This is a genomic window from Lysinibacillus sp. NPDC097231 (genome assembly GCF_044761885.1).
In the GTDB taxonomy this organism is placed as follows: domain Bacteria; phylum Bacillota; class Bacilli; order Bacillales_A; family Planococcaceae; genus Lysinibacillus.
The window spans coordinates 1-11,815 of the sequence record NZ_JBIWDH010000060.1 but is presented as its reverse complement, the minus strand read 5'-3'; the positions used below and the strand labels follow the sequence as shown (position 1 = coordinate 11,815).

Here is an 11,815-nt window from a genome sequence, read left to right as displayed (position 1 = left end):
GTCACACCCGTTCCCATACCGAACACGGAAGTTAAGCTCTTTAGCGCCGATGGTAGTTGGGGGCTTCCCCCTGTGAGAGTAGGACGTCGCTAGGCTATAGTATAAAATTATTCCGAAGTAGCTCAGTTGGTAGTAGCACCTGACTGTTAATCAGGTTGTCGCAGGTTCGAGTCCTGCCTTCGGAGCCATTCTTGGAGAGTTGTCCGAGTGGCCGAAGGAGCACGATTGGAAATCGTGTAGGCGGTTAACACTGTCTCAAGGGTTCAAATCCCTTACTCTCCGCCAGCACTTAACGATTTTATTCCAAACGTAGGCCCCTTGGTCAAGTGGTTAAGACACCGCCCTTTCACGGCGGTAACACGGGTTCGAATCCCGTAGGGGTCACCATTTAATACCCAGATGGAGGATTAGCTCAGCTGGGAGAGCATCTGCCTTACAAGCAGAGGGTCGGCGGTTCGAGCCCGTCATCCTCCACCATTATTTAAATAAATCACCTTATTATCGCGGGGTGGAGCAGTGGTAGCTCGTCGGGCTCATAACCCGAAGGTCGTTGGTTCAAATCCGGCCCCCGCAACCAAAATGGTCCCGTGGTGTAGCGGTTAACATGCCTGCCTGTCACGCAGGAGATCGCCGGTTCGATCCCGGTCGGGACCGCCATTTAATTTCTTAAAAATATGGGTCAGTAGCTCAGTTGGTAGAGCATTAGATTGAAGCTCTAAGTGTCGGCGGTTCGATTCCGTCCTGACCCACCATATTTTTTTGCCGGTTTAGCTCAGCAGGTAGAGCAACTGACTTGTAATCAGTAGGTCATGGGTTCGATTCCTATAGCCGGCACCATGATTTTCCCGGAGGGGTAGCGAAGTGGCTAAACGCGGCGGACTGTAAATCCGCTCCTTAGGGTTCGGCGGTTCGAATCCGTCCCCCTCCACCAGTTTTAATGTAATAGGGGCATAGTTCAACGGTAGAATAGAGGTCTCCAAAACCTTTGGTGTGGGTTCGATTCCTACTGCCCCTGCCAATTAATTTTATGGCGATTGTGGCGAAGTGGTTAACGCACCGGATTGTGGTTCCGGCATTCGTGGGTTCGATTCCCATCAGTCGCCCCATCAATAATAAAATTAATAGAAATAATATAACAATGGCGATTGTGGCGAAGTGGTTAACGCACCGGATTGTGGTTCCGGCATTCGTGGGTTCGATTCCCATCAGTCGCCCCATTGTTGGGGTATAGCCAAGCGGTAAGGCAACGGATTTTGATTCCGTCATGCCTAGGTTCGAATCCTAGTACCCCAGCCATTTTTGCGGAAGTAGTTCAGTGGTAGAACACCACCTTGCCAAGGTGGGGGTCGCGAGTTCGAACCTCGTCTTCCGCTCCAAGTAAGGCGGCATAGCCAAGTGGTAAGGCACAGGTCTGCAACACCTTTACCACCGGTTCAAATCCGGTTGCCGCCTCCATATTTTATTTTTTAATCGGATTATCCGATTTTTTTTATCTCTATTATGCCGGTGTGGCGGAATTGGCAGACGCGCACGACTCAAAATCGTGTTCCTTTGGAGTGTCGGTTCGACCCCGACCACCGGTATCATAAACTAGCAATAAAATGCTACATATCAAGGCTTCACACTTAATTGTGTGGAGTCCTTTTTGTTTTCCTTTACACTACAAAATCAATTCAAATAGTGTGCGGAGGGTAGTGTGCAATGAGTAAAAGGAGAACAATGCTGTCAGAAGAAGAGATAAGAATCACTACAAAAACTTCATATGTAACTACAGATGAAGAAGCCTTCAAATTATTTTTTGAAGACTGTCAGGTGAGAAGTTTACCACTCGGGATGCCAAAAATCTCAAATATCTATTGTTACCACTTCTTCAGGGGTCCTAATAAATTTCCAACAGATAATAACTCCACAAACTGCTCATTGATTGAATACACGTGTATACAGAGTTGGGGAAAGAGGAAAAAAATGAAAAAAATAATAAAACTTAAAAATATCAAAAATGGAAGAGTGTTTTTTGGCTTACTTATCAATTTAGAAATAAAGCATATTAGTTTGATGTGATTAAGAATAAAGCGAATTTGGAATTAATATCTTCCAAATTCGCTTTTTTTTTGAGTAATGATAAAGGTTCTTTAAAACTATCTTAAAATTACTGCTTTTCTATGGCAAAATAAAAAATGGAAAGTATAGGCGGAATTATTCCGATCCATAATGCAGTATTCCATCCTCCAATTGCATAGGCCCATCCCCCGATTGCTGACCCAATTGCACCACCAAAAAAGAAAATTGCCATGAATAGTCCATTTAGACGACTACGAACTTCGGGATTCAACGAGAAAATCGCACGTTGGCTGAGCACAAGATTTGCGGATACCCCAGCATCTAATAATAAGGATGAAACTACGAGAACAGCAATTCCAATAGGTGAGCTAGTCTGGATAATAAGCGGCAATAAAAGAGAAATGACAACAGTAAAAAGTGCTATTCCTGTTGCAGGTCTAGTCATGCCAAGATCAGCAATTCGTCCTGCAATAGGCGCGGCTACTGCACCAGCGACTCCAACAAGCGCGAATAACGCAACGTCTTTCTGAGAAAAATGAAAGGCAGGGCTAGTTAACAGTTGTGGAACTGTTGTCCAAAACAAACTAAAAGATGCAAACACACCTGCATGATATGCAGCTCGACGGCGTAAAATCGGGGTTGTTCGTAATAAATGCCACATAGAACCGAGTAGAGCTATATAGTGTGTATCGGTTAAAGGCTTTCTTCTAGGTAACACCTTCGAAAGTACAATAGCCAAAACCATAATAGCTATAGCAGACAAAATGAATATGGCATGCCAGCCAAGAAACTCAGCAACTAAGCTCGACAAAGGACGTGAGAGCATGATTCCAAGTAACAAACCGCTCATGACATTGCCGACAACACGGCCACGTGAAGAATCGGATGCAAGATATGATGCAAAAGGTACGAGTACTTGCGTAGCTACCGAACCTAAACCTATGACAAATAAAGAGACTAAGAACAGCAAAATTTGTTTCGTCATTGCTGTAATTGCAAGGGCAACTGCCGTCATAAGTAAAGATGAGACAATTAGCTTCCGATTTTCAAGAATATCTCCTAAAGGCACGATAAATAGTAAACCGACAACGTAACCGATTTGCGTTAACGTAACGATTAAGCCAGAACTGTTTGCTGACAACCCGATTGATGAGCTAATTACCCCAACTAATGGCTGCGCGTAATATAAATTAGCTACAATGATACCGCATGAGGTAGCCAAAAGAATGGTTAACCAAGAAGGAATATTTTTTTCGATTGTTTGTTTCTTTATATCAGTCATTTTGTACAACTCCTTGTATGTGAAATATAATGCTTTACTGTTAATAATACGTTGTGTAGTTTCCCTCCCTAAGTTAGTTAATTATTTTTATTTTAAAATACTGTACGTTTAGTATATAAAATCATTAACCATATAATATACTGAACGTATAGTTTTGTAAATAGGCAATTTCAACTTTCCGTTTTTTTATTTAATTGATATACTGAACATACAGTTTATTAATTTCGGAAGAAAGGTGGTATTTATGATGAATGGAAAAAGAGGCAGACCACGTAATTTAGAAGCACAAAAGTCAATCCTTTCCGCATCTTATGATTTATTGTTGGAAAATGGGTTTCAGGCTGTCACAGTTGATAAAATCGCAGAATATGCCCAAGTTAGCAAAGCAACTATTTATAAATGGTGGCCAAACAAGGCTGCAGTAGTGATGGATGGTTTCCTTTATGCTGCCTCTGAAAGATTGCCTGTGCCTGATACTGGTTCGGCGTACAATGATATTCTAATTCACGCCACAAATTTAACTATGTTTTTGACAAGTCGGGAGGGAACCATAATTACACAGCTATTGGGTGAAGGACAGTTTGATTCGGGATTGGCAGATGCCTATCGTACTCGATATTTCCATCCCCGCCGACTTGAAGCAAGGAGTCTTTTGGAAAAAGGAATTCAACGTGGTGAATTGAAAAAAAGTATTGATATTGATATATGTATTGATTTAATTTACGGTCCAATCTTCTATCGATTACTGGTGACAGGCGAAACATTAGATGAATCATATGTACAACAATTAATATTAAACGCTTTTGAAGGAATTCGTTCTTCCTAGTTGTAAAAATAGGTTTAACCGAATCATCTTATTGTTCATTGGCCACTTAATACTTGGCCGTCAACGACCTCATTATCTGATGGAGTGCACGCCAGATAGGAATTTCGATGAGGGATCATACTGGCTTCTGGCTTTATTAGCCGACTGGGACGGGGGACGTTTCTGAGACCTGCTAATGGCAGTTCCCTCTTAGCCTGACGTAGTGTGAACAAACACTGGTTGCTCTACTTGTGCGAAATGATATAAGTACCAACCATTTTTGTATTCTAAAATAAGAAAACAGCCTATCATTTTAATTAATAAGCTGTTTGACTTTATGAAATGTTTAGCGAATACCTAACCCTGCACTTGCATAACCAGTAACAATTGTTCCAATATCCAAACCATCTGTCTCAGCAGTAAATACGGTTAATACACGGGTTCCTGCTGTCAAAGGTATACTTGGTAATACTGTAGTTGCATTAGAAATAGTACCTATATTAATTATTCCAGGTCCTAAGGTTGGCGCTAACACAACAGAAGCAACTTCGTTAAAGATATTATCTGGTGTTAGGGACGTGTACACCCTAGCAGTAATAGTAGTAACACCTGATAGTATAAGAGCTGCTGTTGTACTAAAATATGCCGATAAGGAAGTCAGAGTACCATCTCGTGGCATGGAGAATGCCTCGTTTATAAGTAAACTCGGTCCACCTTCGATGTCAATTGTACCTCCTATGACAGCAGACACTGTACCATTAGTACCAAATCCAATAACCCCCTGAGTTCCTACTGCCCCAAACAAAGCTGTTACTAACGAAACTGGTGTACCTGATGCAATTGGGATAATAACTTCTACTCCCCCGGCCCCAGTAGCCCCAGTAGCTCCAGTCGACCCGGTCGCACCAGCAGCACCAGGAATACCAGGAATACCAGGAACACCAGGAGGACCCGGGGTTCCAACTCCAGTAGCCCCAGTAGCCCCAGTAGCCCCAGTTACCCCTGCACCAGGACCAGTAGCCCCAGTCGGACCAGTAGCCCCGGTTACTCCTGTACTAGTAGCGCCGGTAGCCCCAGTGGCCCCAGTAGCCCCAGTTACTCCTGCACTAGTCGCCCCGGTAGCCCCAGTTATTCCTACACCAGTCGGACCAGTCGGACCAGTCGGACCAGTCGCGCCGGTAGCCCCAGTTGTCCCAGTAGCCCCAGTTGTCCCAGTAGCCCCAGTAGCCCCAGTAGCCCCAGTAGCCCCAGTAGCCCCGGTTACTCCTGCACCAGGACCAGTCGGACCAGTTGGACCAGTCGGACCAGCTAATGTCGGTGCACTTAAAATGGTTTCTAGTTTGTTATTTAATAAAAGTTCTTTCTTAATAATCGTATTCAAAGTATTGCGTACATCTGTATTGACAGTAAGGATATCACTTAATGAAGCAGGTCCTGTAGATCCTGTAAGTGTGCCAAGCGCGAATTGGATTTTTTCGCCTTCTGCGTTGATAATATGGGACAATCCCAATTCTTCCATAGCGATAGAAGCTAAAATAAGATTTATAGCATCTTCTCTAGTAATGGTGATGTCTGGTGTGATATTGGGTATGTTTGGAAAAGACAAATACCTTCACCCCTTCTTTTTTTGATCTCATTGCAGATTATGCTCCACGAAATGAAATATGCACCTGCATTGCATTGGTTTATGTATATAGACAACAAAAAACAGGGATCGCAAAAATAACTATGCTACCCTGTTTATTAACTTAAGTATTCAATATAGTTTGTTGTTATAACAACCTAATTATCAATCACTTCTTTAGCATCATTTTGAATCCCAAATTGTGATTAAAGAACTTGCACTGGCGTTATTAAGAATACAGAAGCAGAGAAAATGCAGTTTATCCCTCCATGGGAGCATCCTTTTCCTTTTCTATGATGCGGTCAAGGAACTATTTACAGGATGTAATAAAAAAAGAAATGCCACTGCCATTTAAATTTTAAAATGTTTCTTTGTTCTACGTGTTTCTTACGAAATTCTGCTAACGCTTGAAAAGTGATAAGCATAAAAAAATAAGTCCTATACATATAAATAACTTGACTGAATAATTTCCATGTTGGGAGATGAATTACTATGCAAAAACCCACACAGCTACTGAATCAACAACCGTTTATCGGGTGCTATCCTTCACTGATCTCTCCAGAAGCTTGTCAATCTTTGATTAATTTGGCATGTGGTCAGTTAACACCAGCAACTGTGGTAGGTCAATCAGGGTTAGAAGTTTCTCAAATAAGGGTTTCAGATTTGGCTTGGTTTAGCCATGATCATAATGAAGTTGTACAAAGCGTTTGTAAGCAAATTGCAGAAATTGTTGAGCAACCAATTCATTACGCAGAAACTTTACAGGTAGCTCATTATGGAGTAGGCGGGAAATTTGATGCTCATTTGGATTGTTATGATTTAACACAAGAAGCATATAAACCGTTTCTTGAGCGTTCAGGTCAACGGTTATATACTGCGCTCTTTTATTTGAATGATGTTGTCTCTGGGGGAGAAACATATTTTCCGAATTTAAATATCGAAGTTTCTCCGACAACTGGCACGTTATTAGTTTTTGAAAACTGCCAACCGGGTACATCTATACCTGACCAGCAATCATTACATGGGTCAAAAATTTTACAGGATGGGGAAAAGTGGATTGGTACACTTTGGTTTTGTGAGCGACCTCAATATCAAGTATGAACCTCTCCTACATTAAAGCAAAGTATTCTTGCGCTATGTTAAAACCAAGAAAAGAGGATAGCTAGTACTATTCTCTAAACATAGTTCCTGCGAAGCTATATACAGACTTAAAAAAACGGAAAACCCACGAAAAACCTTGATTTCACAAGGCTTTTTGCGGGTTTAGATTCCTTTTCTTTGATTTAGTTTCCGCTAGTGTTATAATACCACTAGTGAAAATCGTGTTCGTTTGGATTGTCGGTTTGACCCAGACTATCGGTATCTAAACACTAATTTGAAGCGATTTTCCTCTGGGAAGATCGTTTTTTCATTGTGGATAATTATGATGATGTTTTATCTAAGATCTCCTCAAAAATGTTTTCTGTATATTTTTAAAAATTACGGTCAATTATAAAAAGCACGATCCCACATTTCTTTAAAGGTAGGAGATTGAAGTCATACTATAAGCATAGGGAAGGTAAGAACATGAACAGACATTTTTTTATTGCAGTCCCACTTCCTCCAGTTATTAAAGCAGCTCTTAAAGAGAGATGTGAAAAAATGAAAACAGATTTCCATTTTAAACGATGGGTTCACCAAGAAGATTATCACATTACATTAGCTTTTTTAGGTCAAGCAGGTGATGATGAATTAAAGTTTGTAATTGATGAAACCAAAAAAAATCTTATGAATGTTCCTCCATTCGAATTAAAGATTCAAAGATTCAATATTTTTGGAAGAAAAGAGTATCCAAGGATTTTATGGGTGGATCTGCTCGAGTCTCATCAATTAAATTCCTTGAGAGAAATAGTATACCTTGATTGTATGAAAGCTGGCTTTGAATTAGATAAGAAACCTTTTATACCACATATAACGGTTGCAAGAAAATGGGATGAAGCATTCGGCAAATTTCCGTTTGAAGTATTGCTAGAAGAAGATTTTCAGCTTCCAAAATTTCTAGTAAAAGAAGTGATTTTGTACGAGTCAAAGTTAGAGGAAATTCCAAAATATCAAAAAAGGGCTGTCATTTCTTTAAATGACCAATAAAAATGAAACAAAGATATAGAAGAATCGAGATATTTGTGGAAGCCTATTTGGAGCAGTACAATCTTACACGAAAGCAATGAACATAAAAAAGATGACTCCAGCAGTATCGAGGTCATCTTTTTTTAATTGTCCATTATTTCTTCAGAACACTAAAGGCCTGTGCAAATTTTTGAGCAAAGGATAGTGGAGATTCTACTGACTGAAAGTGAACATATAAGATGTTTGGGTTCATAAAAATCCAGTGATTATGAATGGCACTTACTATTAAATTATTTTCGACAAGCACCTTAACAAATGACTGTAATTCATCTTGTAAGACTGCTACTTCTCCAAGATTGAGTGCATTTCCATGTATATCGAGTGATTCAAATGTTATACCAGCTGGTAATGCACTACGACTTGGACGATCCTGAATCATAACATGAAAATGGCGATCTAGTTCTACGGAACAAATCCCATTTTTTATAGATGCTTTACCATTAGCAATCATAGCAACGTTTTTGCATAATTCATGAAAATTTATCATTTAAACACCTCTTTTTTAAAATTTGGAGTATGGGAGGATTTTTGAAACGTAATGTACTCCAAGTGGATGTTAACAGTCCATCGTGTATTTAATGGAGTCTCAATTTAAATTAAACTTCTTATTGTATATGAACAATTAGTGATGTGTATTAACTTCCAATAAGACTGTTTTGTATAAGTTTAAATTTTAATATTTTGTTCATCTTCCGTTCATTTAAGGATTTTATGCTAAAGGTGAAAAAAGGAATGGAGGAGTTAACTATGAATCTTGCCTGGAAAGAAATTAAGAAAAATAAAGTAAGATTTTTGATACTAGGATCAATTGTCTTTCTTGTTAGTTTTTTGACTTTTATTATTTCTGGTTTGGCTAATGGATTATCACAGGACAATGCTGCCTTAATTAAAGATTTACCACAAGGGCAATTTTATATGAATGAAGATGCAGATCAAACGTATAATCTTTCAAGAATAGATAGCAGAATTCAAGAAGAAATATTGAGCAAAGAAAAGAATGCTGTAGCTTTTTCACTTCAAATGGGCTTTTTAAATGATAAGGACAATAAGCAGCAAAGCGTTGCCTTTACTACCGCAACGGATTCAACATTATTTGCAAATGTAAAACATGAGGAAGTTATTTTAGATAGCTCTTTAAAAGAAAAAGGAATTAAAGTTGGAGATGTTTTAAAGAATAATCAATTTAGTGGCAAATTTATGGTCAAAGGGTTTGTTGATCAAAAGAAATATAGTCATGCGCCAGTCGCTTATATTAATAAAGAGGATTATCAAGAAATTTACCGTGTTGATGAAATGCAGCTGATTTTTGTACCAAATGGCGATTCTTCAAAAGAATATACGGGATTACATTCGTTCTCAAATAAAGAATTTCTCAATACCATTCCAAGCTATAATGCAGAACAAATGTCTTTAAATATGATTGTATGGTTTTTAATAGTCATTAGCGGAATGCTTTTTGCTATCTTCTTTTATATGATGAATGTTCAAAAAATTGCTTTATACGGAATTCTTAAGGCCATTGGTTTGAAAACAAGCAAATTGTTCAACATGATATGGACACAGATGGTCATTATTACAGTTATTTCACTTGTTTTGTCAGTAACTTTAAGCCAGGCTTTTAATATAATTGCTCCAAAAGGAATGCCATTTAGTTTAACGATGGAAACAACTACTCAATTATCGATCGTATTCCTCATAATCGGATTTATCGGGGCCACACTCTCAGGATTACAGATAAAAAAAATCGAACCATTACAAGCAATACAGCAAGGGGAGGCGTAAAATATGACATTGTTTACCATTGATGAAGTGAGAAAAACATTTACTAATGGCGAAGTCGAGGAGGAAATTTTAAAAGGAGTCAATCTTTCTCTAAAGGAAGGGGAAATCACAGCATTGGTAGGTGCATCTGGCTCCGGTAAAAGTACGCTTCTGACAATTGCCGCGGGGCTCCAGCCTGCATCAGATGGGCGAGTCTTATTTGAGGAGAAAAATATGACTGCTATGAGTTCTGAACAGGTTCGAAAAGTAAGAGCCAGTAAATTTGGTTTTGTCTTTCAGTTTGCACACCTTGTACCTTTTCTTACAGTTGAGGAGCAGCTGCAACTAATGCTAGATGTTTCTGAATCAAAATTAAAGAAGCAGGAACAAAAAAATGAAGTTAATCGTATTCTAAAATTAATAGGGATGGACCATCGAAAAAATGCGTATCCTTCTTCATTGTCAGGAGGGGAGAAGCAACGTATTGCAATTGCCCGGGCTATCATTCATAAACCGAAAGTTCTATTCGCGGATGAGCCTACAGCAAGTTTAGACTCGCAAAGATCAAAAGAGGTTATGTTATTAATTAGAGATCTGACTAAAACCTTAAACATTACTACTCTAATGGTGACACACGATGAAGAGATGCTTACTTACACAGATCGCATCATTAAAATGAGTGATGGTATAATATTACAAAACGTCATCTAAAATAGATTTTTAAACCCACAACTACAGCTTTATTTGGTTGTGGTTTTTTTAGATTAAACAACATCAATTCTTTCATTAGTTTTCAGTGTATATGTGACTATATCATTAAACGAATAACGCATATTGTAGAAGAAAAGAAAGGGGGTGATTTGAAATGGCGATTGTCATTGCAATACTAATTGTTTTAGTAGGTTTAATAGCAGCATTCCAATTAAGTGAAGGAAAGTCGAAGAAAGGAAGATACATCATTTGGGGTTTCACTATCATGCTTGCGATCGCACCATTCTTATCTTTTTTGATTGGCGTAATTTATGGGATTATGGTTAGAAATAGTTGGGCAGCTCTTCTGATGATGTATTTATTTCCATTGATGTTTATCATAGGTCTTATTGTACTACTCATAGGTATTTTTAAGAAAAATGAAGTTTAAATAGCTCTTTAGTAAATGTTTTTTTAGGGGGAAATCAATTCGTATATAAAGGTAAAAAGCCGCAAAGACTCCTGAGAATTAGCAAAAGAGCCATACGCCTTCATATTCACCATCCTCGGCCCATAGCGGTTTTTTACCTGTAATGTTTTAGGTTAATCGAGCTTTTCGACTTACTTTACAGACCATTCTCATTAATGCCTTGTGTAAAAATGGGAAGATGATAAAGATGACATCAATTGTTTTACGCATGGGCATTGGGCAAATAATAGGCTTATTTTTGTGTACCCCTTCAATTGTGAGTTTTGCTAGTTGCTGCGGAGACATCATCTTTTGCTTTTTCAATTGTTTGGACATTGCCGATTTATCAATATTAATGGCTTTCGCTTTATCAAAAATAGGTGTATCCACAAAGGTTGGACATAAGGTGCTTACTTTGATGCCAAATTCCTCAGCTTCATAGTGTAGTGATGTGGTTAGGCCCACAACTGCATGCTTGGTAGTGGAGTATGCCGCAGATATAGGAGATGGCCCTAACCCCGCCGCTGATGACGTATTGACGATATGTCCAAATCCTTGATCTTTCATGATTTGATAACCAACTTGAGTACCAAACACGACACCCCATAAATTGATATCCACGATTTCCTTCCATTCGTCAATCGACATATCATAAACTTCACCATACATAGCTATACCAGCATTATTGAATAAATAATCTAATCTATGAAATTCCTCGAATACATCTTTAATGACACGTTCAACACTTTTGTAATCGGTTACATTTACGTGTACAAATCTAGCATTTGGAGTATCTTTATTTAGCTCTACTTCTAAAAGACGACCATCGTGCTCGTTAATATCGGCAATAATGACAAATACATGGCTCTTCACCATAACTTGGGGTTGACCATATAAAAATTCAATAAATTTACATTGAAGTATAGAAAAAAAGTGAAAACTCACGTATCGTAATTG

11 protein-coding genes, 16 tRNA genes and 1 rRNA gene are annotated in these 11,815 nt (G+C 38.8%); 24 read left to right on the top strand and 4 right to left on the bottom strand.

The annotated features are described in order from the left end of the window. The 18 genes from rrf to ACIQXF_RS22415 form a co-directional block, all read left to right on the top strand. Positions 1-95, top strand: a 5S ribosomal RNA gene (gene rrf / locus ACIQXF_RS22500); the annotation flags it as partial. 16 nt (positions 96-111) lie between these two features. Continuing rightward, positions 112-188 (top strand) — tRNA-Asn (locus ACIQXF_RS22495). 5 nt (positions 189-193) lie between these two features. Next, positions 194-285: transfer RNA gene (locus ACIQXF_RS22490), tRNA-Ser, on the top strand. A gap of 27 nt (positions 286-312) precedes the next feature. Continuing rightward, positions 313-387: transfer RNA gene (locus tag ACIQXF_RS22485), tRNA-Glu, on the top strand. A gap of 14 nt (positions 388-401) precedes the next feature. Then, positions 402-477, top strand: a tRNA-Val gene (locus tag ACIQXF_RS22480). A 25-nt stretch (positions 478-502) separates the two neighbouring features. Then, a tRNA-Met gene (locus ACIQXF_RS22475) sits at positions 503-577 on the top strand. 4 nt (positions 578-581) lie between these two features. Continuing rightward, positions 582-657: transfer RNA gene (locus tag ACIQXF_RS22470), tRNA-Asp, on the top strand. Positions 658-676: 19 nt separating this feature from the next. Beyond that, a tRNA-Phe gene (locus ACIQXF_RS22465) sits at positions 677-752 on the top strand. Between the two features lie 9 nt (positions 753-761). Beyond that, a tRNA-Thr gene (locus ACIQXF_RS22460) sits at positions 762-837 on the top strand. Positions 838-847: 10 nt separating this feature from the next. Then, positions 848-931, top strand: a tRNA-Tyr gene (locus tag ACIQXF_RS22455). 13 nt (positions 932-944) lie between these two features. Further along, positions 945-1,018: transfer RNA gene (locus ACIQXF_RS22450), tRNA-Trp, on the top strand. A gap of 12 nt (positions 1,019-1,030) precedes the next feature. After that, positions 1,031-1,106: transfer RNA gene (locus tag ACIQXF_RS22445), tRNA-His, on the top strand. Between the two features lie 35 nt (positions 1,107-1,141). Further along, positions 1,142-1,217: transfer RNA gene (locus tag ACIQXF_RS22440), tRNA-His, on the top strand. 4 nt (positions 1,218-1,221) lie between these two features. Continuing rightward, positions 1,222-1,296, top strand: a tRNA-Gln gene (locus ACIQXF_RS22435). Between the two features lie 5 nt (positions 1,297-1,301). After that, a tRNA-Gly gene (locus tag ACIQXF_RS22430) sits at positions 1,302-1,376 on the top strand. Positions 1,377-1,381: 5 nt separating this feature from the next. Further along, positions 1,382-1,455 (top strand) — tRNA-Cys (locus tag ACIQXF_RS22425). A 47-nt stretch (positions 1,456-1,502) separates the two neighbouring features. After that, positions 1,503-1,583 (top strand) — tRNA-Leu (locus ACIQXF_RS22420). A gap of 118 nt (positions 1,584-1,701) precedes the next feature. Beyond that, the gene (locus ACIQXF_RS22415; protein ID WP_402787926.1) at positions 1,702-2,061 is read left to right on the top strand and encodes a hypothetical protein; all 360 of its coding nucleotides are present in this window, start codon (positions 1,702-1,704) and stop codon (positions 2,059-2,061) included. An 88-nt stretch (positions 2,062-2,149) separates the two neighbouring features. Here the strand turns inward: ACIQXF_RS22415 and ACIQXF_RS22410 are convergent, their stop codons facing one another. Then, positions 2,150-3,343: an MFS transporter gene (locus ACIQXF_RS22410; RefSeq protein ID WP_402787923.1), complete on the bottom strand. Its 1,194-nt coding sequence runs from the start codon at positions 3,341-3,343 to the stop codon at positions 2,150-2,152. Between the two features lie 247 nt (positions 3,344-3,590). On the opposite strand from ACIQXF_RS22410, the gene ACIQXF_RS22405 reads away from it, so the two are divergent. Continuing rightward, positions 3,591-4,169, top strand: coding sequence for a TetR/AcrR family transcriptional regulator (locus ACIQXF_RS22405; protein ID WP_387090865.1), 579 nt, complete (start codon positions 3,591-3,593; stop codon positions 4,167-4,169). Between the two features lie 325 nt (positions 4,170-4,494). Here the strand turns inward: ACIQXF_RS22405 and ACIQXF_RS22400 are convergent, their stop codons facing one another. Beyond that, positions 4,495-5,754 carry an exosporium glycoprotein BclB-related protein gene (locus tag ACIQXF_RS22400; RefSeq protein WP_402787920.1) on the bottom strand — a complete coding sequence of 420 codons (1,260 nt, stop codon included), beginning with the start codon at positions 5,752-5,754 and terminating at the stop codon, positions 4,495-4,497. A 510-nt stretch (positions 5,755-6,264) separates the two neighbouring features. Here ACIQXF_RS22400 and ACIQXF_RS22395 point away from each other — a divergent pair. Further along, positions 6,265-6,873, top strand: coding sequence for a prolyl hydroxylase family protein (locus ACIQXF_RS22395; RefSeq protein WP_402787917.1), 609 nt, complete (start codon positions 6,265-6,267; stop codon positions 6,871-6,873). Between the two features lie 465 nt (positions 6,874-7,338). Then, positions 7,339-7,899 carry an RNA 2',3'-cyclic phosphodiesterase gene (gene thpR / locus ACIQXF_RS22390; RefSeq protein ID WP_402787914.1) on the top strand — a complete coding sequence of 187 codons (561 nt, stop codon included), beginning with the start codon at positions 7,339-7,341 and terminating at the stop codon, positions 7,897-7,899. A gap of 133 nt (positions 7,900-8,032) precedes the next feature. On the opposite strand, the gene ACIQXF_RS22385 is transcribed toward thpR, so the two are convergent. After that, positions 8,033-8,425 (bottom strand): DUF1259 domain-containing protein, encoded by a 393-nt coding sequence (locus ACIQXF_RS22385; protein ID WP_402787911.1) that lies wholly within the window; start codon positions 8,423-8,425, stop codon positions 8,033-8,035. 260 nt (positions 8,426-8,685) lie between these two features. Here ACIQXF_RS22385 and ACIQXF_RS22380 point away from each other — a divergent pair, with 260 nt between their 5' ends. The 3 genes from ACIQXF_RS22380 to ACIQXF_RS22370 all read left to right on the top strand — a co-directional run bounded on the left by ACIQXF_RS22380 (position 8,686) and on the right by ACIQXF_RS22370 (position 10,840). Next, the gene (locus ACIQXF_RS22380; RefSeq protein WP_402787932.1) at positions 8,686-9,720 is read left to right on the top strand and encodes an ABC transporter permease; all 1,035 of its coding nucleotides are present in this window, start codon (positions 8,686-8,688) and stop codon (positions 9,718-9,720) included. A gap of 3 nt (positions 9,721-9,723) precedes the next feature. Next, a complete protein-coding gene (locus ACIQXF_RS22375) occupies positions 9,724-10,410 on the top strand; it encodes an ABC transporter ATP-binding protein (RefSeq protein ID WP_402787909.1) in 687 nt (228 codons plus the stop codon). Between the two features lie 154 nt (positions 10,411-10,564). After that, positions 10,565-10,840 (top strand): hypothetical protein, encoded by a 276-nt coding sequence (locus ACIQXF_RS22370; RefSeq protein ID WP_402787906.1) that lies wholly within the window; start codon positions 10,565-10,567, stop codon positions 10,838-10,840. Between the two features lie 147 nt (positions 10,841-10,987). On the opposite strand, the gene ACIQXF_RS22365 is transcribed toward ACIQXF_RS22370, so the two are convergent. Continuing rightward, positions 10,988-11,803: an SDR family NAD(P)-dependent oxidoreductase gene (locus tag ACIQXF_RS22365; RefSeq protein WP_402787929.1), complete on the bottom strand. Its 816-nt coding sequence runs from the start codon at positions 11,801-11,803 to the stop codon at positions 10,988-10,990. Positions 11,804-11,815 lie beyond the last annotated feature (12 nt).